This is a genomic window from Mariprofundus micogutta (assembly GCF_001895085.1).
Classification (GTDB): domain Bacteria; phylum Pseudomonadota; class Zetaproteobacteria; order Mariprofundales; family Mariprofundaceae; genus Mariprofundus; species Mariprofundus micogutta.
This window is the reverse complement of the sequence record NZ_BDFD01000002.1, coordinates 1-22,960: the sequence shown is the minus strand read 5'-3', so window position 1 is coordinate 22,960 and position 22,960 is coordinate 1. Positions and strand designations below refer to the sequence as shown.

Here is a 22,960-nt window from a genome sequence, read left to right as displayed (position 1 = left end):
CACCATGAAGCACACGAAGAGCGCGAAGATTTGATTCTGTTTTTGTGGCTGGCTTAAACTGTGAATTGCGAATCCTGTAGTCAAAATAATTCGTTTACCTGTTTTTTCTTCGTGTGCTTTGTGCTCTCTGTGGTGAAAGCTTTTGTTTGCCGTTACGCTTCGCCCAAGATCTTACCGGAGAGTTATTATGCCTGTTTATCGTTCCCGTACATCCACCCATGGCCGCAATATGGCTGGCGCCCGTTCGTTGTGGCGCGCTACCGGCATGAAAGATGACGATTTTGAAAAACCGATTATTGCAGTGGTGAACTCCTTTACCCAGTTCGTACCGGGTCATGTGCACCTGAAAGATATGGGCCAATTGGTAGCGCGTGAGATTGAGGCCGCCGGTGGCGTAGCCAAGGAATTTAATACGATTGCTATCGATGACGGTATCGCTATGGGTCATGGCGGCATGCTTTATTCATTGCCGAGCCGCGATCTGATTGCCGATTCAGTAGAATATATGGTTAACGCACATACAGCGGATGCCATGGTTTGCATTTCCAACTGCGATAAGATTACGCCGGGGATGTTGATGGCGGCACTACGTCTGAATATTCCTGCCGTATTTGTATCCGGCGGGCCGATGGAAGCCGGTAAAATCACCCTGAATAATCGTGAGGTTCATCTGGACCTGGTGGATGCCATGGTGATGGCTGCTGATCCGAATGAAACAGATGAAGACGTCGCAGCCGTTGAGCGTTCTGCCTGTCCGACCTGCGGTTCATGTTCCGGCATGTTTACTGCCAACTCCATGAACTGTCTGGCTGAAGCATTGGGTCTGGCTCTGCCCGGAAACGGTTCACTGCTGGCTACACATGCAGACAGGAAAGAACTGTTTCTCGAAGCAGGGCGAACTGCAGTTGAGTTGTGCAAACGGTATTATGAGAATGATGACGATTCGACATTGCCGCGTTCTATCGCAACTTTTGAAGCCTTCGAGAATGCCATGGCACTGGATATCGCCATGGGTGGCTCGACCAATACCGTATTACATCTGTTGGCCATCGCACAGGAGGCTGGTGTTGATTTCACCATGGCCGATATTGATCGCATGAGCCGCAAGGTACCGAACCTGTGTAAGGTTGCACCTGCTGTGCAGCACTTCCATATGGAAGATGTACATCGTGCAGGTGGTGTGATCGGTATCCTCTCCGAGCTTGATCGGGCAGGGCTGATTCATCGCGATGTGCCGACTGTGCATGCAGCCACGCTGGGCGCTGGACTGGATGCCAACGATGTCATGAATGAAAACAACAGTGGGCCGCGTGAAATGTATCGTGCTGCACCGGGCGGTATTCCGACCCAGACAGCATTTTCCCAGTCGGAACGCTGGAAGAGTCTGGATACTGATCGTGAAGCTGGTTGTATCCGCAGCATGGAGAATGCCTACTCGAAAGAGGGCGGCATTGCTGTGTTGTTTGGTAATATTGCCGAGCGTGGCTGCATCGTAAAAACTGCAGGTGTGGATGAATCAATCTGGAAGTTCACAGGTCGTGCCCGCGTATTTGAGTCTCAGGATGATTCAGTCACCGCAATTCTCAACGACAAGATTGTACCAGGAGATATTGTCATTATCCGCTACGAAGGTCCGAAAGGCGGCCCAGGCATGCAGGAAATGCTCTATCCGACCTCATATCTTAAATCCAAAGGTATGGGCAAAGAGTGTGCACTGCTCACCGATGGTCGTTTCTCCGGTGGCACATCCGGTCTATCTATTGGCCATGCTTCACCAGAAGCTGCCGAAGGTGGTGCGATTGGGCTGGTGCAAGAGGGGGATTCTATAGAGATTGATATCCCGAATCGCAGCATTCATCTGGCTATCAGCGATGATGAACTGGCGACCCGCCGCGCTGCTATGGAAGCCAAGGGCGCTGATGCATGGAAACCGGTTGATCGTGATCGCTACGTCTCCAAGGCCCTGCAGGCCTATGCGGCACTGACGACTTCTGCCGATAAAGGTGCAGTTCGCAACCTCGATCAGCTGAAGTAAACGCAGTCGTTCACGAAAGATCAAAGCCTTCTGCGAAAGCGGGGGGCTTTCTTTTTCAAAAGCTTATGCGCGCTGGCGATACACCTTGAGTACATTTGGTAACTGCATAATTTTGTCAGAGACTTTTTGCAGTTGTTCAAGGTCTTCTATTTCCAGCATGATTTGCATATCTGCCAACGCGGTATCTATATTGGATAGGGTCTGGATACCGAGTACGTTGACTTTCAGATCGGAAAGGATGCTTGTGATGTCTTTGAGCAGGCCGGTGCGATCAACTGCCTCGATTGCAAGGGTGATGGCAAAGGTTTGATTTTCATGATTGGCCCATTCAACAGAGACCAGTCGCTTCTGCTTGTCCTCTTCGAGATTAAGGATGTTGATGCAATCCTTCCGGTGAACAGCAACCCCTTTGCCTCGTGTGATGAAGCCAATAATCTCATCTCCGGGAACGGGTTTGCAGCAGTTGGCCATATAGGTTAACAGGTTGCCTACGCCGCAAACATTGATGGATTGATTATTCGAGCCTGTTTTTTTCGGCCTCGGTTTCTGAGGTAATGCCTGAACCGGATCATCGAAATAGATCTGATTCAACCCAGAGGCCAATTGACGGGCTGTTATATCGCCACGACCGACTTTGGCCTGCCACTCTTTGTCACTGTTCACTTTGAAATGAGTGATCGATTTTTGCGTATCAGGATTTGAAATGTGCATACGTTTCAGTTCGCGATCGATAGCGGTTTTGCCATCGATCACATTTTGCTCGTAATCCTGTTGCCGGAACCAGGCTTTTATTTTTGAGCGTGCCTTGCTGCTGGTGAGGTAACCCAGATTGGGATTGAGCCAGTCACGGCTGGGGCTCGCATGACTCGTCGTTAAAATTTCGACCTGCACACCATTTTGAAGTCTGGTTGTCAGCGGTACGATTTGCCCGTTCACTTTTGCGCCTCGGCAGCGATGACCGACTTCTGTGTGAATTGCGTAGGCAAAATCCAGAGGGGTAGCACCCTGCGGCAGGTCAATGACCTTACCATCCGGGCTTAACACAAAGACCCGGTCGGAGAACAGTTCCGTTTTAAAGCTGGCTAAAAATTCCTCATCATCGTTTTCAGGCGTTTCCAGTAACCGTCTGATTGAATGAATGGTTTTTTCCAGAACTTCATCCTGTTTGGTGCGCTCTTTATAACGCCAGTGTGCTGCCACACCAAATTCTGCAAATTCGTGCATGGCTTTGGTTCTGATCTGGATCTCGACCGGTTTGCCTTCCGGCCCGTAAACGGCTGTATGCAGACTTTGATATCCATTCTCTTTTGTATTGGCGATATAATCATCAAATTCGTTGGCGATATAATGCCAGCGGCCATGGATCAGCCCCAGTGCGGTATAACATTCTGTGATGGTAGAGACCGTGATTCTTATGGCTAGCATATCAAACAATTCTGAAAACTGTTTATTCTTATGCGTCATTTTTGACCAGATACTGTAGATATGTTTTGGCCTGCCATAAATCCTGGCATCAATGTCAGAACTTTTTAGCAGCGTATCAATTTTTGTGACAACCAGACGAATATAGGACTCACGTCCGCTTCTTTTTTCCTCGAGCATTTTTGCAATGCGCTTATAGGTTTCAGGTTGCAGATAGCGAAACGACAGATCTTCGAGTTCCCATTTCAGTTGTCCGACTCCCAGACGGTTGGCTATGGGTGCAAAGATTTCAAGGGATTCTGATGCAACCGCTTTTTGTATCTCTGCATCTGCTTTGGCCAGTTCCCTGAGCCGCTGCACCCGGTAGGCCAGTTTGATGAGCACGACACGCACATCATCAACCATGGCTAATAACATTCTTCTTAAGCGCTCAGACTGCTCATGACCATCCGATTTTCCGGCTTTAAACCCGTGTAGTTTTTCAAGGCCTTTGACCATTTGCAGCACTTCGTCACTGAATTCACTGGCAATGACCTTATGAAACTCAGCCCCGCGTAGCCGGCTGTCGCTGAGCAGGCATACAATAATCGTTGTCTCATCTGCGCTTAACTGGCCGAGCAATAGCGCGACATCCAGACTGCCGGGCAATTCAGATTCTACATCCTGTGCGTTCCAGACATACTGACATGCTTTTTCCAGCAAGGGGGAACTTCGATAAAGGTGAGCTGAATGAGTGACGAGAAGGTTGATATACTCCGGGATAGAGTATTGCGATGTGAGATTATGATGTTCTCTGATCTTCTTCATATGTGTATCAATCGCCTCTAGTATTTTATATACCCTTGAGCTCTTCGAAATGCTGCCGTTCGAACACTATTGGCGAGACGTTGCCATGACAGCCATGTTTCCACACCGGATCGAATAAGCGGGACAGCAGTGACACTACCCCGAAGTTCTCACGGGCAAAGGATTCTCTGCAATGGGTCAAGGGTTTGAAATTCAAATGTTTAACCGTTACGACCTCTGAAAGCCTGGCAGTTAGAAGTTCCGGGAACCAAAAGAGTGCCGGTGCCATGTATCGAATGTTGGAAAATCTTTGCGGAATAAAATAGTTCGCACAGTTGTATATGAAAGCTGAATCCAGCTACCATCGAGCGATTGAAAAAGTATTGAAAGCAGGAGTGCGCATGCAAAACGAAGAGTTCGTGAATGGGTTGTTGGATTTTATCAAACGGTCACCAACACCGTTTCATGCTGTGCAAACTATGGTCGAAAAACTTGAGAATGCTGGTTATAAGCGTTTAACGGAAAAAGAGTCGTGGGATGTGAATCAGCAGGGACGCTATTTTGTCACGCGCAATGACTCTTCAATTATTGCATTCCGGTTAAACCGCCCATTGCTTGAACATGGCATACAGATGGTTGGTGCACATACCGATAGCCCGTGTTTGAAAGTGAAACCGAATCCTGAAATGGTTGATAATCAATACCTGCAGCTGGGTGTTGAGGTTTATGGTGGTGCTCTGCTTAACCCCTGGTTTGATCGGGATTTATCCCTTGCAGGGAGAGTCAGTTATCTGAATGAAGATGGTCAGATCGGTCACGAGTTGATTGACTGGCAAAAAGCCATTGCAGTGGTTCCATCTCTGGCGATTCATCTGGATCGTGAAGCCAATGAGAATCGGAAAATCAATAAACAAACTGATCTGCCGCCTGTGTTGATGCGGCTGCCGGAAAATAGTCCGGAGGATGTGAGTTTTAATGATCTGTTACTTGATCTTGTGAATGCTCAGTTAGATGCGACCGAAAACGGGCGTCATACCGCGACCAGAGTTCTCGATTATGAACTGAGCTTTTATGATGTTCAGGAGCCTGCAGTGGTTGGTCTGAACGATGACTTTATCGCCAGTGCCCGACTGGATAATCTGCTTAGCTGTTATACCGGATTAATGGCTCTGCTGGATAACGATGGCGAACAGAATGCGCTGCTGGTTTGTAATGACCATGAAGAAGTCGGCAGTGTCTCGGCTTCCGGAGCACAGGGTAATTTTCTGAAATCGGTGCTGAATCGTTTATGCGGCAGTGATGAGGGCATGTCGCGCACGATGTGCTCCAGCCTGATGGTTTCTGCGGATAATGCTCATGCCATACACCCCAACTACACAGATAAACATGATGCAAATCATGGCCCGATCATCAATGACGGGCCGGTGATCAAGGTCAATGCCAGTCAGCGCTATGCAACCAACAGTGAATCAGGTGCGATGTTCAAATATTGCTGCGAGTTGGCAGATGTGCCGGTGCAATCATTTGTTGTTCGGTCTGACATGGGGTGCGGTAGTACAATTGGCCCGATCACAGCCAATGAACTGGGGGTGCGCACAGTGGATGTGGGCGTGCCTACATTTGCCATGCATTCGATCCGTGAACTGGCAGGGCGGATGGATGCCTACTATCTGTACCGTGTATTGAGGCACTGTTTTAGTTAAATGGGAGGGCCGATGTTGAGTTTTGAAGACGTTTACCATCGCGCAGTTGAGCACAAAGGCAGCGTGCAGGAGTTGAACCTGCTCTTGCCTGAAGATGCTGATCCACAGGCTGTTGTTGCTGTAGATGAGAGCAGGTTTCTGGCTGAAATGACCCGCTGTATCTTTCAGGCTGGCTTTTCCTGGAAAGTGATTCAACAGAAGTGGGATGGTTTTGAAGATGTGTTTCAAGGCTTTGAAATTAATGCACTTTTGGGGCTGCTGCCGGAAGATTGGGATGAGATCAAACAGGATGCCCGCATCGTACGGAACGCTCAGAAAATCAGTTCTGTTAGAGTAAATGCTCAGTTCATTGAAGATGTTGCTATTGAACAGGGCAGTTTTGCCCGTTTTATCGCTGACTGGCCGGTATCCGACCTTGTTGGTCTGTTTGATCTCTTGAAGAAGCGAGGCTCCCGATTAGGTGGTAATTCCGGCCAGCGCTTCCTGCGTAATGTGGGTAAGGACACTTTTGTGCTGACCCGTGATGTGATCAGATGTCTGCAAAATAGCGGTTTGGATATCAAGCAAAACCCCAGCTCCAAACGCGATCACGAAGCCATCCAGAACACATTCAATCAATGGCATAAAGAGTCAGGCTTGTCATATACGCATATGAGTAAAATCGCTGCTTATTCGATTAGTAGCTGAATTCAGGAAAAGAGTGACTATCTCTCACTAAAATGGGGCAGGAACTTCAAACTCAAGATGCTCACGGCTAACAGGGTGAATAAAGCATAAACGCTGGGCATGCAGCATGAGCCTTTCATCCGCCTGGCCATAGAGTGCATCTCCGACAATCGCTGCATTCAGCCCATCCTTGTGTGAGGCATGTACACGCAGTTGGTGCGTGCGCCCTGTATGCGGGTAAAACCAGATGCGGGTTGCATCACCCTCAAAACTAATAACCTGCCAATGTGTTTGTGCGGGTTTTCCATGTTCATAACAGACCATCTGTCGAGGCCTGTCATCAAGATCAACGCGTAAGGGCAGGTCAATGTCACCCTCTAACAGCTCAGACGATAATCTTTTGCTCAACAGAGCCTCATAACGCTTTTCCACCTTATGTTGAATGAACTGTTTTTGCAGAAACTTGTTGGCTCGCATGTTTTTCGCTAGCAGCAGCAGGCCCGATGTTGCCATATCCAGCCGGTGTACCAGTTTCAGTTCGGGAGAATCTGGGTAGCGCAGCCGCAGCCGGGTAAATACAGAGTCCTTAATATGTTTGCCGGGTGCGGACATCAAGCCTGCCGGTTTATTGACTACCAGCAGATCATCATCATCATAAACTACTGTCGGTTCATCAGCATCGATCTCCTGAGCGTAGTCAGGCTCGGGCTCAACGTTCAGACCGCGCAACATAAACGGTAAAATCGGCCGACATTTACCCCTGCAGGCTGGATAGTAGTGTCCGTGATGCCTGACGCCGGTAGAAGGGGATGCACCCCACCAGAACTCGGCCAGTGCCAGAGGTTGCAACTGATGTTGATGCGCAAAGTGGATCAGCTTGGGGCCAGCACAATCACCAGTTCCTGCAGGTGGCAGGGCATCTTCAAAGAAATCGGTGATGGGTCGTTGTTCATGCAAACGGTTATCCAGCAGATAGGTTGCAAACACCTGTTTGTGGAGTTGACGTGATCTCTCTGTGCATGCCTGTCTTATCTGCCGGATCTGTTGTTCAAACCCATCCAGTTGATGCTGCAATAGTTGCAGTTTTTCATCCCAGTGCAGTGAAGCATTTGTAAATTCACGTTTCTGGCGCTGGCTGGCCAGCGCCAGGGCTTGCAAATGCGTCTGGCGTTCAGAATCAGGCAGTGTTTGTAGCTTAAGGCGTTGAAACTTGCGCATGGCTTTTGCATCTTTGTGCTGCTGTTTCAGTTCGGCCAGAGCCAGGCTGCGCTGCTGCTGCATAACAGCGATATCTCTCTGCAATTCGCAGCGCCGAGAAGATTCTTCCAATATCTGCAGTTGCTCAACTTGAATGTTTAATTCATCTCTGGCGGCAGGTAAAAAACTATCATGTTCTGCCTGATCAAAGATGGGTGGTACAAAGCCCGGAATCTGCCATTTTCCCCCCATCATACCCGAAAAGGCAGAGAGAAAACCGATAGCGCCATCCAAATTTTGCACCACCAGTACGCCAAACATTTTTCCAATATCTTGCGGCAGAGCCGACAAGCGTTGTTGAAGCATCAGGCTGGCCTGCTCAGCCAGAGGATGCGGAGTATTGGAAAATGGGCTGGGCATCTCTGCGGGTATCTCATCTTCTGTCGGAGCGGTGGGGAAGCAGGTGAATAGTTCATTCTCTTTTGTGACCATCATGATTTAAACATCCACCTTTTTACTGCATTACTTGCCTGAAGCAGCGAAGCTACTGAATCTGTCCAGGAAATCACAAGGGCTTTGAGAGGGAAGGGCTTGCAGTGCAAAGGTTAAAGCTTTCAAAGGAGCAGAGACTGCTTCAGTCTCGCATTTGCGCAGCGAATCGTGCAGAAGGGAATCAGGTTGTACATTAAAGAAGGTGACAGTGGTGAGAGAAGTTACAATTTCAAAGGAGCCGATTGAGCTCAATAAACTATTGAAGTTTGAAAGTCTGGTCTCCAGTGGTGGCGAAGCCAATCAGGTGATCGTTGAAGGACTGGTAACAGTCAATGGCGAGGTAGAAACTCGTAAAAGAAAAAAGATTGTTGCCGGTGATGTCATAATTTTTGCAGATCAGGAGATGATAATTCGTCGGGAATGAGTCTGGATACAGCCGGGATATATTGCGAGTCAGTGATTCTATTTTCGGGTCGTAAGAAGTATCGAACAATTCGGACCAAGGGTTGATATATGCCGGAGGTTAGCAGATGAAACTTTATGCTGGCGATTCAGTTGTACCGATTTCGCTTACTTCGATTGAAGGGGAGATGTTTAGTCTGGACGCATTGAAAGGACAGCGTTTTATGCTCTCCTTCTTTCGTTTTGCCTCCTGTCCGTTCTGTAATTTAAGGATGCACGAACTTGTTTCCCGTATCGATGAGTTTGGAGATAGCTTTACGATTGTCGCTGTATTTGATTCTCCGCTGGATAATCTGCAGGAGCATGCGACAGGCCATGCAGCACCATTTCCCATTCTGGCAGATCCGGAGAATATCTATTACTACAAGTATGGCATCGAGCATTCACTGGCAGGGGTGTTCAAAGGCATGATATTCAGAATGCCGACGCTGTTGAAAGGTATGCTGAAAGGGTATGTACCACTGAAAATAAAAGGCAGCATGACTACGATGCCAGCCGACTTTCTGGTTGATGAAACCGGCCTGATCCGGACTGCCTATTACGGCAGTGATGAGGGAGATCACCTGCCGATCGAGGCGGTGAAGGCCTTTGCTACTTCATCTGACTAGAGTTTGCTCACTATTACCCTTTCATTTGTATGCTTGAAGGTTTTTCCTGTTTCAATACTGTAAAGTTCTAATCCAGACAGGGTCCGGGAGTTGTAGAAATAATGAAATGGTTATTGATTATCGTTGCAGTGTTGCTGGTTCTTGGCCTGGTTGCATATATTGCGATGGCGATTCAGTCGCAAAAAACACCTGATGGACTGGGATTGCAGCAGGGGCAGTTACGACCATGCCCTGACTCTCCCAATTGCGTGTGCAGTGAAGAGCATAGCCAGAGTAGTGAAATTCATGCGATAGCTCCTGTCAAAGTTGCAGACAGGGGCTGGAAGAAGATGAAGGACATCATCACCGAACAGGGTGGGGTGATCGAGCGTGATGATGGATTGTATCTGCATGCCACGTTTACCACGCCTGTATTTCGTTATGTTGATGATGTCGAACTGCGCCTGGACGAAGAGAACGGTCTGATTCATATCCGTTCAGCTTCTCGGATAGGTCGCTCTGACTTTGGTGTGAACCGCAGCCGTGTTGAACGGCTCGTGCAATAAACCATCCGGCTAGATTCCTCTCTGTAAAACGATACAGTATGTTCGCATCACTTCTCACTATTAACTTCAGAGGTTTAATGACATGACACAGGTTCAGATTGGTACTCCGCTTTCCGCATCAGCAACTAAGGTGATGCTGCTCGGTTCAGGCGAACTTGGTAAAGAAGTCGCTATAGAATTGCAGCGCCTTGGTGTCGAAGTCATTGCCGTAGACAGTTATGCCAATGCACCGGCCATGCAGGTGGCCCATCGTTCCCACGTGCTCAACATGCTCGATGGGGATGCCTTGCGCGAGCTGATCGAAGCTGAGAAACCGAACCTGATCGTGCCGGAAGTAGAAGCGATTGCTACTGATACACTGGCTGAGTTGGAGGTAGAAGGATTTCACGTGATTCCGACTGCCCGTGCAACGCAGTTGACCATGAACCGGGAAGGAATTCGCCGTCTTGCAGCAGAAACCCTGAGCCTGGCCACGTCACCGTACCAGTTTGCAGCAACACAGGAAGAGTTTGAGGCGGCCGTTGAAAGCATCGGAGCGCCTTGTGTTGTGAAACCGATTATGAGCTCATCCGGTAAAGGACAATCAGTAATTCGCTCCGAGGCCGATATTCTGCCTGCCTGGGGATATGCTCAGGAAGGGGGAAGAGCTGGAAAAGGTAAAGTCATTGTTGAAGGTTTTGTTGATTTTGATTATGAAATTACACTGCTTACCATTCGCCACCGCGATGGCACTTCATTCTGCCTTCCCATTGGTCATTTACAGGTCGATGGTGATTACCGTGAATCCTGGCAGCCGCAGGCGATGTCCAGGGTCGCATTGGAGGCTGCTCAACATATTGCTGCCCAGGTAACAGATGCATTGGGTGGCTATGGTTTGTTTGGCGTAGAGCTGTTCATCAAGGGTGATGAAGCGATTTTCAGTGAGGTGTCACCACGTCCGCACGATACAGGACTGGTGACGCTGATCTCTCAGGACCTGTCTGAATTCGCCCTGCATGCACGTGCTATTCTTGGATTACCGATTCCCAATATCGAACAGCATGGGCCTGCAGCATCCTGTCCACTTGTAATTGAAGGTGATTCCACCCAGATCAGCTTTGGAGGCCTTGAGAATGCACTGGCAGCATCAGATACACAGATTCGACTGTTTGGTAAACCCGAAGTGCACGGTAAACGCCGTATGGCTGTGACACTGGCTCGCGGTGCCACTGTAGAGGAAGCGCGTCAGAAAGCGGTATCCGCAGCGGGCAATGTCACAGTTCAATATAATCTTCAGCGGACGAACTGAATATCCAGGGTACGCATATAGGTATGCAGACCTGCATCCTGAACAGGGAACACATAGGCATCCTGATCTGATTCATTGTGGTGGGAATGCCACCAGCCCGGTGGGGTAACAAATACACTGTTGGTTGCCCACATGGCTTTGACAGGATTGATGATATCACCATTCTCATCAACTTTTTTACCGATCAAAGTGTATGTGTCCGGCCCTGAGAAAGCAGCCAGATCGAGTGCAACAGATTGATGGCGGTGCGGTTTTTGTACTTCACCTTTAGGCAGCAGGTTGAACAGCGACCACATGGTATGGGTCATGGTTTTGGTTTTAGCACTGTCGGTATTACCCAGGATAATGCCGACACGATTACGTTTTTCCTGCATGGCAGTTTCACGTAGTTTTCCTACTTCATCGCGCATATAGGCTTTGCTGTAATACGCCGGTTTAAACATCGCTTTATTCGGTTGAACACCCATGTATTGCAGCAATGGTCCATCGTGACTCCAGTACAGCGCACTATCTTCATCGGCAAAGTGAGTCACACCCTGATTGCATGGTAATGTGAACGCATCCCCCTGCTGCCATACAACAGTTCCATCAGCAGTTTCAGTGCGCCCTGAACCACGCAAGACAAAAAAGACTTCCGAAGTGGCGGCTACGGTTGTGCTGATTTTTTCATTGGCACAGATACGAACGTAATTTGCCAGCAGATTCGGTGAAGTTGCCAGATAGGGGGTTTCAAGGTCTTTGGAGAGATCAAGTGCAATAACTCGTGTATCTCCCTGTTCATGCAGTGAGGCAGGAAAGGGTTGAATCGGCACCTCATTCAGATCAGGTGTTGCAGCCGAAGTATATTCCCAGCTGATGACCTGCTGTTGCCACAGCGTATTGACGGTACTCATTTCATTAGATCCTTTTTGCATAAAACCTGCCGCTTAAAAAAACATATTCCGGTATATCACCTTGTTTAAGTGCGGCGCATGTTGGGGTTGTTTTATTCTTCTTGCAAATCTGGAGCACGTGTTAAGTAAATTTTTGATAGAAATAGGCCAGCAGCCAGAGTAACCAGGCTGCCGGTTCATTCTGCCACGAGAGACTTACTGTTTATTGTTGGGATAATGCCATGAGTCGATAGCGTGAATTTCATTCAGGAATTTTTTGTAGGATACAGCTTCTCTTTCGCTCTCAAAACCTGAAATACGAACCCTGTACCAGTTTTTACCTTTTGCTCTCACACGTACAAATTCGGCCTTGATATCCTTGGCCCGCAAACGACGAACCTCGGCTTCAGCTGCGGGTACCGAGCGCATCGATACAATATTAACGCTCCAGCCTTTCACGCTTCCGGCAGCAACCTCGAAAGGGGAGCTCAGCTTGGCTTTAGCAGGAGCTGCTTTCCTGACAGGCACATTTTTTTGCTGTGGGCTTACAGCTTTGGCAGATGGGGACGTACTGATATCCGCTGAAACCTTGCCGGGTGCATGGGCTGCTCCAGCATTTTCAAGTGGGATCGGCCTGGCAGATTGAACCGGATTTCTTGGTGCAGGCTTAGCAGCAAGCGGCGCAGCTTCAACAGTGTCAGATTTTTGCCAGTTTTCAGTGGTTTTGTTGGCGACAACTTTGATGAGTCCATCGATTTGCTGTTGCATCACGTCCATCTGCTCCTGCATCTGTGAGATCTGCTTTTGTAACTTGAGTGGACCGGCTTTAAGCTGCTCTGTCTGTTGTGATGCATCCAGGCCAAACCATACTGCCAGTGCAGCAACCAGCACTGCAATCAGCCCCAGGCTCATGGTGATGCTATTGGCCAGATTGAGATCGAGGCCAAACTTGTTTGCTGTTCCACCCTTGGCTTCAGCTGGCTGGGGTTTATTCGGTATGTTGGGTTCCTTTTGTTGTACGTTGTTGGCTGGATTATCTGTTTTATCATCCACATCACGGCTAGAATTGAGAAGATCCTCTATATCCTGTTCCAATTCATTGGCATCAGTTGCGCTATTTTGTGCAGGCTCCGAGGTCGGATTATCTCTCACAGCGCTTGCTTCAGGCCGGGGAGCCTGAGACTCCGGCTCTTCAATGATTATGTGGGAGGTTTCTTCTTTCGGCCTGTCACCAAAGAGTGCACTCAATGCATTTTCATCATCTTCTTCATGTTGCAATTCGTGGTCTGATGAGCTTTCTGTTTGCTGCTCCGGAGTGTTGTCGTTGTTTTCAATGTTCTCACTTGAATCAGAAGTATCATCTTCTGATGCCAGAGCATCATCCGGTTGCTCAGTGCTAGTATCAGAAATATTTTCAGCTATTTCGTCAGCGGGTTGATGCGGGACTCTGTTTTCCGGATCGCCTTGTTCACTAATTTCTGCAGTCTCTTCGGCTGCCGTGGCTTCATCTGTCTGCTCAGTGCTATGATCAGACTCACTTGTTGTGTCGGCTTCTAATCCAGTACTCTGGCTGGCAGAGGCTGAATCATCTTCTATGCCTACGGCTTGTGCGGGTTCCCCTGAAGTCTGCTCGGATTCAGATACATTTTCAGAGGCTGTCTGTTCAATTTCTTCATTGGCAGTATCAGCTTCAACTGCGGATTCCTGTTCGTCTGAATCGGTTTCAGTTACATCGAGAGGCGTTTCGGTGTCAATTTCCGGGTCATCTGACTCATCAATGAAATCATCCAGTGTCAGTTCATCGAGTGTATCAAAGTCATCTGCTTCATCTTCGACAGGCGTATTATCAAGCGGATCAGGAAGTTCTGAATCTGAATTCCGGACATCAGATTCATCCAGGTCATCCAGTGGCATCTCGAGATCATCCAGATTATCCATTGATAAAATCTCATCCAGCTCATCGTTCTGATGATCAGCAGCGTTGATTTCCTTATCATTATTCTGACCGCTCATTTTGCCTCCAGCTCAACAGTCCCATTTTGAAATGCTGATTCAGGCAGAGCGCCATGCGTCAAAATTTCTCTAGGGTTTATGTACCCAAGCATCTTTGATGCCATGCTGGCTCGCGAGACGATCTTTTTGCTGTAATGCTTCTTCACGGCTGGCAAAACCGGCTGTTCGAATACGGAATAGTTGCCTGCCCTTGACCATAGACTCTGATATTTCTGCATCAATACCGATACCACGCAATCGTGCCAATTCCTTTTTTGCGGCACTTTCAGAATATACTGATGCAATATTAACTACCCAGCCACCAGCACTGCTTTTTTTACCTGCAGGCAGCGACTCCAGTGGAGCAGGTAATTCATATTGCGTACCAGCTCTTGCCGCAGCTTTTTTCACGGGAGCGCTAGCTGCCTGGCTCACAGGTTTTACGGCGACGGGTTTGCTAACCCTTTTGACAGCTGTTTTCTGTGCCTGTTTGCTTAGTTTACTACTTAAAGTCGCCACTTCGGCTTTTAAACTTTCAATTTCGTTTGCAGATGTCCGATTGTACTTCTGCATTTTCAATAATACTTGATTTTGTTGGCTGACTCGCTGATTGAGTTCATCTTTTTCCAGTTCAACAACTGCGACTCGTTCACGTAATTTGATCAGTTCATCATTGATGATGGTGTTATAACCGGGGGCGAGTTGATCTTTTTTCACAGCTTGATCGGTTTCTTCAGGTTGATTGAAATTCAACCAGACAGCACCGCCGGCAATAAGCATAGCTACAACTGCAAATGCTGTTGCCATGGTGCTTCCGGAGCCGCTGTTCTGTGGCTGAGATGATGGGAAATCGGCTTCCATTTGCGGAATGAGAGGCGCTGATATGTTATCCTGATTGCCTTCCGATTCGACTGCATCCGTTTCAGTTCGAGCAATGATGACCGGTTCCTCAATCTCGCCTGCATCGGCAGAAAGCAAAGGTTCCTGCCTGTCTTCAGCACTGCCTTCATGTTCAGCTGAACTGTTCTCTTGAAGATCTGCCTTTTGCTGTTCCGGCTCATCAGGACTGAAATCAAAATGATTCAGGTTATAGTCCTTATCGTCTGAACGATGATCGGTCATAGAATGATCTCCTGAGTGAGGCAGGTATATTGCGTAGCTGGTTCAAAAGCATATATGTTTGATACGCGAATATGCAATAGTTCTGCTTATCAGGCTATGGCTTAGCTGCCGGTGTTGATGGATATGCCCAGCTCTGTCAGACCGGTCTCTTCCACCCAGCCACTACTGGCATCAGGAAATGCATCAGCATAGGGAAGATAGGGTTTGATATCGAGAACAGGTGTACCATCTAGCATGTCGTGACCTTTGATGTGCAGGATGCGACCTTCGATACCTGTCAGGCGGACAGCAGAGAGACCTATACTGTTGGGGCGGTGGGGGGCGCGGGTAGCAAGCAGGCCGCGTTTAACTTTCGGACCGCGTGGTGGTGTGACAGTCGGATTCCAACCCTGATTCAGATGCATCCAGTAGATCACCCAGATGTGTGAAAAACCATCCAGATCTTGCACAGCCTGCTCCAGATTCAAACCGGCATTCAGCTCTATACTTGCTGCTTGTGCATCATCGAGCGACGGTTGGCGTGGCACTGCAAATCGTTCCCGGTAACTGCTATGTACCACACCAATCGGAGTCATGCTGATTTCAATGGCAGCATTCTTTTCATGTGCAAAGTCGGCAGTATAGTTTTTCGGGGCGATATTTTTTGAAGGCTTGCGTCCCCAGCGCTGTTTGGCCGGGAACGCTGTTTTGTCTTTACTCATGCAGCCTCAGTTTCCGGTTGATGAATCACCAGCTTGTCATTCTCACATTCAATGCGGGCAATACCACCTTTTTGCAGATCGCCGAACAGGATAGCATCAGCAAGAGGTTTCTTGATATGATCCTGAATCAGACGAGCCATTGGACGCGCCCCCATCTGTGGATCATAACCATTTTTTGCCAGCCAGCGTTTGGCATTATCGCTGACATCGAGTTCAACTTTTTTATCCTGCAACTGCATTTCCAGCTCGATCAGTAATTTATCCACGACATGCAGTGTGACCTCCTCGGAAAGAGGAGCAAAACCAATAGTGGCATCCAGACGGTTGCGGAATTCAGGTGTAAAGATGCGTTTGATCGCCTCACTATCATCGCCCATGCGAGGTTGCGGGTTAAAGCCGACACTGTTTTTCTGCATCTCAAAGGCACCGGCATTGCTGGTCATAATCAGCACGACATGTCGGAAGTCTGCCTTGCGGCCATTATTATCGGTCAGCGTACCGTGATCCATCACCTGAAGCAGCAGATTGAACAGGTCAGGGTGCGCTTTTTCGATCTCATCGAGAAGTAGGATGGCATGCGGATTTTTGTTGATTGCTTCGGTCAGCAGACCTCCCTGATCAAAACCGACATATCCCGGAGGTGCACCGATCAGGCGTGAAACAGTGTGCGACTCCATGTATTCGGACATATCGAAGCGGATCAACTCTACCCCCATGATACGTGCCAATTGACGCGCCACCTCGGTTTTACCTACACCGGTAGGTCCGGTAAACAGGAATGAACCGATCGGTTTCTCAGGATGCGAAAGACCTGCACGCGAAAGTTTGATGCTGGAGGCCAGTTGATCGATAGCTTTGTTCTGGCCGAATACGGAGAGTTTCAGATCACGATCAAGATGTGACAAACGTTTCCTGTCAGATGCATTAACCTGCTGATGCGGGATGCGGGCCATGGATGCGATCATGGATTCGATATCATGCACGTTGAGTTGTTTGCGTCGCCTGGCTTCGGGGCGCACACGCATGCTTGCTCCGGTCTCATCGAGCACATCGATGGCGGAGTCGGGCAGATGGCGCTCACTTAAGAAACGTTTGGCAAGTTTGGCAGCCTGCTCAAGGCAGGCCTGGCTGTAACGAACACCATGGTGTTCTTCCAGTTTAGGTTTCAGGCCTTTCAGGATATCGATGGTCTCTTCTACACTTGGCTCCGGGATATCCACTTTCTGAAAGCGACGGGCAAGCGCACGATCCTTTTCAAACAGATTACGGAATTCCTGATAGGTTGTTGCGCCGATGCAGCGCAATTCACCGTTGGCCAGAGCCGGTTTGAGCAGATTGGATGCGTCCATGGTTCCACCACTGGCAGCACCCGCGCCGATAATGGTGTGAATTTCATCGATGAATAGAACGGCCTGATCTTCCTGCTCCAGCGCATGCAGAACCGCTTTCAGACGTTCTTCAAAATCACCACGGTATTTAGTACCCGCCAATAGTGCCCCCATATCCAGAGCGTAAATCGTGGCATTGCGGATTACATCGGATATTTCACCAGATTCAATTCTAAGAGCCAGACCTTCGGCAATGGCAGTTTTGCCAACACCTGCCTCACCCACAAGCAATGGGTTGTTTTTACGGCGTCGGCATAGAATTTGAACACATCGGCTTAACTCTTCGCTTCGGCCGACCAGAGGATCGATTTTCCCATCACGGGCACGCTGACTCAAATCAATACAGTAACGCTTCAGTGGAGAAGCATTTCCCTCTACTTTGTCAGATTCAATGGCAGGTGTGTCCTCTCCGGATTCCTGATGGCTGGATTCATCACTAAGTGCGCCATGTGCCATAAAACTGACTATATCCAGACGGGTAAGTCCCATACGGTTGAGGAAGTGCACGGCGTGCGAATCTTTTTCGGAGAAAATGGCTACAAGCACATGTGCACCGTTCACTTCGCTTTTACCCGAAGCTTGTACGTGCATGACCGCACGTTGAATCACTCTTTGCAGGCCGATGCTGGCGGTGGTTTCACCCAATTCCTCCGGCAAGATGGCAATGTTTTCCTGGATGAATGATGAGAGCTCGTGGCGTAACTTTTCAATGTCAGCCCGACAACCAAGCAGCACCCCGAGCGCATTCGGATTGTCCAGAAGTCCAAGTAGCAGGTGCTCTACAGTTACAAACTCATTCCTGCGAATATGTGCATTGCGGAATGTATCGTTCAGTGTCTCTTCAAGCTCTTCACTCAATATTCCCATGGCTGACTTCCTTTGATCGGTTTATTAGCTCATAGCTTCTATTAGGCAATATCGGTGCCAAATCAGTTTAATTCAAGTGAAAACATTGCACCTTGTTGCCAGTTCTCATGTCTGACCTATTGGTCGTTGTTCTCGCGTTCCATTACACAGCGTAGTGGGTGCCCGCTTGTGCGACTTGCTGTTTCGACCTGATGAATTTTGGTTTCAGCTACATCACGAGGGAAAAGGCCACACATGGCACTGCCCTGATGATGGATTTGCAGCATCAGCTTGTTGGCAGTTTCTTCCGACTTGTGGAAAAAACGTACCAGCACATCAATCACAAAATCCATCGGGGTATAGTCATCATTGAGCATAACCACATGATACATAGGGGGACGTTGCAGTTGAGGTTTCTCTGCTTCCACATCAGTCTTGTGCACAATTTCCGGCATTTGTATGTCGCTCATGGCAGCGATATTAGCGGGCTGGAGAATTCTTCCAAGCGATATGCTGTGAATGGCATATTTTTGAACAAGGAGAGACAACAAATGGCAGAGTTAAAATGTATCCTGTGGGATGTGGATGGCACACTGGCTGATACCGAAAAAGATGGCCACCGTGTGGCATTTAATATGGCATTTGATGAAGCCGGTCATGCTCGTGAATGGGATGTGCCGACTTATGGTGAGCTGCTTGAGGTAACCGGTGGCAAGGAGCGTATCAAGTTTGATATTGAACGCGGTGATATGCACGAGATGCCGTATGAAGAGATTGCCGGTCTGCATGCACGCAAAACCGAGCACTACCAGAACTTGATTGCCGAAGGTCGTATCCCGTTGCGTCCGGGTGTGCGAAGACTGCTTGAAGAGGCGTATGCAGCCGGTATTACACTGGGCGTGGCAACGACAACTACACCGTCAGCACTCGATGCCCTGATTGAGCATTCACTGGGCAAGGAGTGGTTTGACCGTTTTGCAGTGCTGGCCGCCGGTGACATTGTTGAAGCCAAGAAACCGGCTCCGGATATCTACACCTATGCAATGCAGCAACTCGGCGTAAACCCTGAGAATACCATTGCTCTTGAAGACTCTGAAAATGGCTGGAGATCGGCACATGCAGCAGGCCTGAAATGCGTGGTGACAGTGAATGATTATACACGTGAGCACGACTTTAGCGGTGCTGATCTGGTTGTCTCTGAACTGGGTGAACCCGATAGTGATGCGGTTGATGTAATTCAGGATCTGCACACCATTGATGTGCATCATGTAAAATTGAGTCACCTGAAAGCAATTATGCATGACTGATTCGATCAGGCTTTTCGATAGCCACTGCCACATCGATTTTTCTCATTTTGATGATGATCGCGATGCCATGTTTGAACGCATGGCGGCAGTGGGTGTTGAAGGCTGTGTGGTGGTAGGCGTTGATTTTGGTCATATCGACAGCCTACGAGAATTGGCACAAGCGCGTGACAATGTCTGGTTCAGTGTCGGTATTCATCCGAACCATGAGGTGGAAGTCGAGCCGACGATCGAGCAGTTGTGTGAGCTGGCCGATCATCCGCGTTGTGTGGCCATCGGTGAAACGGGCATGGATTTTTTCCGCCATCATGTGGATCCTGACATTCAGGAAAATCGTTTCCGCACCCATATCAGAGCGGCCAAGATGTTGAATAAACCTGTTATTGTGCATAACCGTGATGCTGATGAGGCCTCCATCCAAATTCTACGCGATGAACAGATCAGCAAGTGTGGCGGTATTATGCACTGTTTCTCGGCTGATATGGCTACGGCTGATGCTGCCATTGAGCTGGGTATGCATATCTCTTTTTCCGGTAATGTTACGTTTAAACGCAATGAGGAATTGCGCGAGGTCGCAGCCAATGTGCCAGCTGAATTGCTACTTGTAGAGACCGATTCACCGTATCTGGCTCCGATGCCATTTCGAGGGAAACGCAATGAACCTGCCTTCGTTAAACAGGTGGCAGAGTGCATAGCAGAAGTGCGTGGCAGGCCACTGTCCGAGTTGGCTGCGCAGACGACAGCCAATACCCGTAGGATATTCAATATCTCAAATTAATTGCACTGTCATGATCGATATGATGGTCTGATATGACAGGGAGAGCATCACCGGTTATTGTCCTGTACTAGAAACATATTGCAGCGGAGGGGATGGGAATGATTTCCGGAACCAGTCTATATATTATGTTGAAAAACAGCTTCAATACTGCAGCCATATTAATATTGGCATCTGTGCTGGCTTTACCCGCCTGTTCAAGTCAGAGCACTATGCCGGAAGTGCATAATGATGACATTCAGCTGATTAAAGAGCTGCCTGCAAAGACCCTTACGTATAACGATATCAAACCTACGCTGGAACGACGCTGTATTGTTTGTCACGGTTGTTACGATGCACCATGCCAGCTTAAACTGTCGGCATTCGAAGGCGTTCGGCGCGGTGCAAACAAGCTCCGGGTTTATGACAAGAAACGGTTCACTTGGCAGCAACCATCGAGGCTGTTTATAGATGCCAACACAACCAATCAGTGGCGAGAGATGAACTTTTTCAGCGTTCTGGCTGAAGAGGAATCACTATCGGCTGAAGAGAATTTACAAAACTCCCTGCTTTATCAGATGCTTAGTCTGAAAAAACGAAATCCATTGCCTGAATCGGGTATGTTGCCTGATGATCTGGATGTAAGTCTGGACCGCAAACAGGTCTGCTCAGGGCCTGGCGAATTCAACAAGTTTGCCGCTGACCATCCTCTATGGGGTATGCCTTATGCTGTGCCCGCGCTCTCTGATGAAGAATACAAGCTGCTGGTGCAGTGGCTGGCTCAGGGAGCGAAAGCTTCTAAACAGGTTCAACCTTCTGAAGAAATAGTGATGCAGATCAATCGTTGGGAAGCCTTCTTTAACGGCAGTAGTAATAAACAGCAATTGGTCAGCCGTTATATTTATGAACATCTGGTGCTCGGCCATCTGCATTTCAAAGGTAGCTCCGATCGTGAGTTTTTCCGTCTGGTTCGATCACGCACTCCTGCCGGACAGGCCATAGATGAGATTCCTACTACCCGTCCCTATGATGACCCGCAAGGTCGGTTTTATTATCGCTTGCGCCCCTATGAAGCAAGTATCGTTGAGAAAAATCACATTGTGTATGAACTGTCTGATGCTCGCATGCAGCGTTATGAGCAGTTGTTCATGCAGCCAGATTATGAAGTGAAAACGTTGCCGGATTATAATCCCGGCGAGTCATCAAGCTATTTTGAGCGAAAACTTGTCATGGTGAAGAAGTGGTTTGGTTATTACAAAGATACGCCGTTTAAAACTTTTGCCACTATTCCTGCCAAAATCCGATACCAGTTTCTGCTTGATGATGCTCGCTTCTTTATCAACGGTTTTATTAAGGGACCGGTATGTCGAGGGCAGAGTGCCCTGAGTTCGATTGAAGATCACTTCTGGGTCTTTTTCCTTAAACCTGAAAATCCTCCGGCACCATATAGTCAGCATGGGTTGGATGGGAAATTTCTAACTGATATGGACGAATACCTGCACCTGCCGACTGAGCTTGGTGACACCAAACGTCTGTTCACCGGCTGGATTAAGTACTGGCCGGATGAACAGCGTTATATGCAGGCCAAGATGGATTATTATAACGGCGGAAAGCAGAAGCTGCCTCAACTGCCTATCGACAAGGCACTGGAATATTTCATCTGGGATGGGGTGAAGGCTGACGGTGCGGCAGACAGCAATGCTGCGCTGACAATTTTCCGTCATTTCGACAGTGCATCTGTCCACTTTGGTTTACATGGCAAAGCACCTGAAACGGCCTGGGTAATCGATTACCCGGTGTTTGAACGGCTGCACTATCTGTTAGTGGCCGGGTTTAACCCTTTCGGTACGCTGGGACATCAGTTGGGCGCACGTCTGTATATGGATTTCCTGCGTATTGAAGGAGAAGATAATTTTCTTTATTTCTTGCCCACTGATGCACGAAAGCAGTTATACAAGTCGTGGCATGAAATTGATCGAAAGACAGTGCCAGATGAAAGAAAGGCAACCAGAGCCTGGCTGGAAATTGAATCTGTCAGCGGTTACAAAACAGTTCAGCCTCAGCAGGAGTTGTTGGGTTTACTCAGTCAGCATGTAGCAAGTGTGCGTACTGAACAGGATGATCTGAACCGTTGCGATTCAGATGCGTGTGTTCAATCGGCTAGCGACAGATCAGTGCAGCGTCTGGTTAAAACATTGCGCGGAAAAATTCTGGAAATCTTTCCTGAGGTTTCCTATCTCAGAGTAGGTGGTGAACATGGTAAGGCGTATACATTGATACATAACAAATCCTACCGGTCGGATACTTTTGCCAAAGAGGTATTTGATCGCTCAGATGCGGATATGGAGCAAGATACCCTGACTGTGATGCGCGGTTTGGCCGGGTCCTATCCTAATTTCTTTTTCGATGTGAAAGATTCGGAAGTGGATGCTTTTGTTGAAACCTGTGCTGCGATACAGGATCGTGATGACTATGACCGTATGGTGGCCCTGTATGGCGTACGCCGCACCAACCCTGCATTCTGGACGATATCTGACTGGTTTCAGGACTTTCATGCTCGTACATTCCCTGTTGAATCGGGCTTGTTAGATCTGAGCCGTTACAAAGATCGGTGATTTGTCATTTGTGCTTAGCAGTATCAGGCAGAGGGGGGTTCTACCCCGTTTCTACGGACACATCTAAAAAGAGGCATAATATGCCCATAAGGAGTGTTCCGAATGACCCAACGAAGAAAGTACAGTGCCGAATTCAAGCGCGAAGCTGTTGCGCTTACCTAC

Annotated in this window: 18 protein-coding genes; 10 read left to right on the top strand and 8 right to left on the bottom strand. The window is 48.5% G+C overall.

The annotated features are described in order from the left end of the window. The first annotated feature begins 187 nt into the window (after nucleotides 1-187). On the top strand, nucleotides 188-2,035 hold the full coding sequence (gene ilvD / locus MMIC_RS01325; RefSeq protein WP_072658528.1) for a dihydroxy-acid dehydratase: 1,848 nt from the start codon (nucleotides 188-190) through the stop codon (nucleotides 2,033-2,035). A 63-nt stretch (nucleotides 2,036-2,098) separates the two neighbouring features. Here the strand turns inward: ilvD and MMIC_RS01320 are convergent, their stop codons facing one another. Beyond that, complete coding sequence (locus tag MMIC_RS01320; protein ID WP_072658527.1) at nucleotides 2,099-4,264, bottom strand: RelA/SpoT family protein; 2,166 nt, start codon at nucleotides 4,262-4,264, stop codon at nucleotides 2,099-2,101. 380 nt (nucleotides 4,265-4,644) lie between these two features. Between MMIC_RS01320 and MMIC_RS01315 the strand changes: the two genes are divergently transcribed. Together MMIC_RS01315 and MMIC_RS01310 are read left to right on the top strand one after the other, a co-directional pair. Next, on the top strand, nucleotides 4,645-5,946 hold the full coding sequence (locus tag MMIC_RS01315) for a M18 family aminopeptidase (protein ID WP_072658698.1): 1,302 nt from the start codon (nucleotides 4,645-4,647) through the stop codon (nucleotides 5,944-5,946). A 12-nt stretch (nucleotides 5,947-5,958) separates the two neighbouring features. Continuing rightward, nucleotides 5,959-6,633, top strand: a complete 675-nt coding sequence (locus MMIC_RS01310) for a DNA-3-methyladenine glycosylase I (RefSeq protein ID WP_072658526.1) — start codon at nucleotides 5,959-5,961, stop codon at nucleotides 6,631-6,633. Nucleotides 6,634-6,660: 27 nt separating this feature from the next. Here the strand turns inward: MMIC_RS01310 and MMIC_RS01305 are convergent, their stop codons facing one another. Further along, nucleotides 6,661-8,304, bottom strand: a complete 1,644-nt coding sequence (locus MMIC_RS01305; protein ID WP_083530378.1) for an RluA family pseudouridine synthase — start codon at nucleotides 8,302-8,304, stop codon at nucleotides 6,661-6,663. Nucleotides 8,305-8,512: 208 nt separating this feature from the next. Between MMIC_RS01305 and MMIC_RS01300 the strand changes: the two genes are divergently transcribed. The 4 genes from MMIC_RS01300 (at nucleotide 8,513) to purT (ending at nucleotide 11,204) form a co-directional block, all read left to right on the top strand. Beyond that, entirely contained in the window at nucleotides 8,513-8,725 is a 213-nt protein-coding gene (locus MMIC_RS01300) for an RNA-binding S4 domain-containing protein (RefSeq protein ID WP_072658696.1), read from the top strand. Nucleotides 8,726-8,831: 106 nt separating this feature from the next. Then, entirely contained in the window at nucleotides 8,832-9,371 is a 540-nt protein-coding gene (locus MMIC_RS01295; RefSeq protein ID WP_072658525.1) for a peroxiredoxin-like family protein, read from the top strand. A 101-nt stretch (nucleotides 9,372-9,472) separates the two neighbouring features. After that, on the top strand, nucleotides 9,473-9,916 hold the full coding sequence (locus MMIC_RS01290) for a DUF1499 domain-containing protein (protein ID WP_072658524.1): 444 nt from the start codon (nucleotides 9,473-9,475) through the stop codon (nucleotides 9,914-9,916). Between the two features lie 82 nt (nucleotides 9,917-9,998). Next, the gene (purT, locus tag MMIC_RS01285) at nucleotides 9,999-11,204 is read left to right on the top strand and encodes a formate-dependent phosphoribosylglycinamide formyltransferase (RefSeq protein WP_072658523.1); all 1,206 of its coding nucleotides are present in this window, start codon (nucleotides 9,999-10,001) and stop codon (nucleotides 11,202-11,204) included. Here the strand turns inward: purT and MMIC_RS01280 are convergent. The 6 genes from MMIC_RS01280 to clpS all read right to left on the bottom strand — a co-directional run bounded on the left by MMIC_RS01280 (nucleotide 11,189) and on the right by clpS (nucleotide 18,595). After that, complete coding sequence (locus tag MMIC_RS01280; protein WP_227819293.1) at nucleotides 11,189-12,118, bottom strand: cupin domain-containing protein; 930 nt, start codon at nucleotides 12,116-12,118, stop codon at nucleotides 11,189-11,191. The genes purT and MMIC_RS01280 overlap by 16 nt on opposite strands. Before the next feature lie 174 nt (nucleotides 12,119-12,292). Continuing rightward, nucleotides 12,293-14,089 carry an SPOR domain-containing protein gene (locus tag MMIC_RS01275; RefSeq protein WP_072658522.1) on the bottom strand — a complete coding sequence of 599 codons (1,797 nt, stop codon included), beginning with the start codon at nucleotides 14,087-14,089 and terminating at the stop codon, nucleotides 12,293-12,295. Nucleotides 14,090-14,158: 69 nt separating this feature from the next. After that, the gene (locus MMIC_RS01270; protein WP_072658521.1) at nucleotides 14,159-15,190 is read right to left on the bottom strand and encodes an SPOR domain-containing protein; all 1,032 of its coding nucleotides are present in this window, start codon (nucleotides 15,188-15,190) and stop codon (nucleotides 14,159-14,161) included. A 101-nt stretch (nucleotides 15,191-15,291) separates the two neighbouring features. After that, entirely contained in the window at nucleotides 15,292-15,891 is a 600-nt protein-coding gene (gene tsaA, locus MMIC_RS01265) for a tRNA (N6-threonylcarbamoyladenosine(37)-N6)-methyltransferase TrmO (protein ID WP_072658520.1), read from the bottom strand. After that, nucleotides 15,888-18,146, bottom strand: coding sequence for an ATP-dependent Clp protease ATP-binding subunit ClpA (gene clpA, locus MMIC_RS01260; RefSeq protein WP_072658519.1), 2,259 nt, complete (start codon nucleotides 18,144-18,146; stop codon nucleotides 15,888-15,890). The genes tsaA and clpA overlap by 4 nt, the downstream gene beginning before the upstream one ends. 116 nt (nucleotides 18,147-18,262) lie before the next feature. After that, nucleotides 18,263-18,595, bottom strand: coding sequence for an ATP-dependent Clp protease adapter ClpS (clpS, locus tag MMIC_RS01255; protein WP_072658518.1), 333 nt, complete (start codon nucleotides 18,593-18,595; stop codon nucleotides 18,263-18,265). A gap of 81 nt (nucleotides 18,596-18,676) precedes the next feature. Between clpS and MMIC_RS01250 the strand changes: the two genes are divergently transcribed. The 3 genes from MMIC_RS01250 to MMIC_RS01240 all read left to right on the top strand — a co-directional run bounded on the left by MMIC_RS01250 (nucleotide 18,677) and on the right by MMIC_RS01240 (nucleotide 22,798). After that, nucleotides 18,677-19,432, top strand: a complete 756-nt coding sequence (locus MMIC_RS01250) for an HAD-IA family hydrolase (RefSeq protein ID WP_072658517.1) — start codon at nucleotides 18,677-18,679, stop codon at nucleotides 19,430-19,432. Continuing rightward, nucleotides 19,425-20,207, top strand: a complete 783-nt coding sequence (locus MMIC_RS01245; protein WP_072658516.1) for a TatD family hydrolase — start codon at nucleotides 19,425-19,427, stop codon at nucleotides 20,205-20,207. Before MMIC_RS01250 ends, MMIC_RS01245 begins: the two co-directional genes overlap by 8 nt. A gap of 98 nt (nucleotides 20,208-20,305) precedes the next feature. Further along, the gene (locus MMIC_RS01240; protein ID WP_171966427.1) at nucleotides 20,306-22,798 is read left to right on the top strand and encodes a fatty acid cis/trans isomerase; all 2,493 of its coding nucleotides are present in this window, start codon (nucleotides 20,306-20,308) and stop codon (nucleotides 22,796-22,798) included. Nucleotides 22,799-22,960 lie beyond the last annotated feature (162 nt).

Excerpts from the sequence above, each read along its gene's own strand:
- MMIC_RS01315 (WP_072658698.1), top strand. The coding sequence starts at position 4,645 with ATGCAAAACGAAGAGTTCGTGAATGGGTTGTTGGATTTTATCAAACGG.
- MMIC_RS01305 (WP_083530378.1), bottom strand. The coding sequence starts at position 8,304 with ATGATGGTCACAAAAGAGAATGAACTATTCACCTGCTTCCCCACCGCT.
- purT (WP_072658523.1), top strand. The coding sequence starts at position 9,999 with ATGACACAGGTTCAGATTGGTACTCCGCTTTCCGCATCAGCAACTAAG.
- ilvD (WP_072658528.1), top strand. The coding sequence starts at position 188 with ATGCCTGTTTATCGTTCCCGTACATCCACCCATGGCCGCAATATGGCT.
- MMIC_RS01250 (WP_072658517.1), top strand. The coding sequence starts at position 18,677 with ATGGCAGAGTTAAAATGTATCCTGTGGGATGTGGATGGCACACTGGCT.
- MMIC_RS01280 (WP_227819293.1), bottom strand. The coding sequence starts at position 12,118 with ATGCAAAAAGGATCTAATGAAATGAGTACCGTCAATACGCTGTGGCAA.
- MMIC_RS01290 (WP_072658524.1), top strand. The coding sequence starts at position 9,473 with ATGAAATGGTTATTGATTATCGTTGCAGTGTTGCTGGTTCTTGGCCTG.
- tsaA (WP_072658520.1), bottom strand. The coding sequence starts at position 15,891 with ATGAGTAAAGACAAAACAGCGTTCCCGGCCAAACAGCGCTGGGGACGC.
- MMIC_RS01240 (WP_171966427.1), top strand. The coding sequence starts at position 20,306 with ATGATTTCCGGAACCAGTCTATATATTATGTTGAAAAACAGCTTCAAT.
- MMIC_RS01270 (WP_072658521.1), bottom strand. The coding sequence starts at position 15,190 with ATGACCGATCATCGTTCAGACGATAAGGACTATAACCTGAATCATTTT.
- MMIC_RS01245 (WP_072658516.1), top strand. The coding sequence starts at position 19,425 with ATGACTGATTCGATCAGGCTTTTCGATAGCCACTGCCACATCGATTTT.
- clpA (WP_072658519.1), bottom strand. The coding sequence starts at position 18,146 with ATGGGAATATTGAGTGAAGAGCTTGAAGAGACACTGAACGATACATTC.
- MMIC_RS01310 (WP_072658526.1), top strand. The coding sequence starts at position 5,959 with ATGTTGAGTTTTGAAGACGTTTACCATCGCGCAGTTGAGCACAAAGGC.
- MMIC_RS01295 (WP_072658525.1), top strand. The coding sequence starts at position 8,832 with ATGAAACTTTATGCTGGCGATTCAGTTGTACCGATTTCGCTTACTTCG.
- MMIC_RS01320 (WP_072658527.1), bottom strand. The coding sequence starts at position 4,264 with ATGAAGAAGATCAGAGAACATCATAATCTCACATCGCAATACTCTATC.
- MMIC_RS01275 (WP_072658522.1), bottom strand. The coding sequence starts at position 14,089 with ATGAGCGGTCAGAATAATGATAAGGAAATCAACGCTGCTGATCATCAG.
- clpS (WP_072658518.1), bottom strand. The coding sequence starts at position 18,595 with ATGAGCGACATACAAATGCCGGAAATTGTGCACAAGACTGATGTGGAA.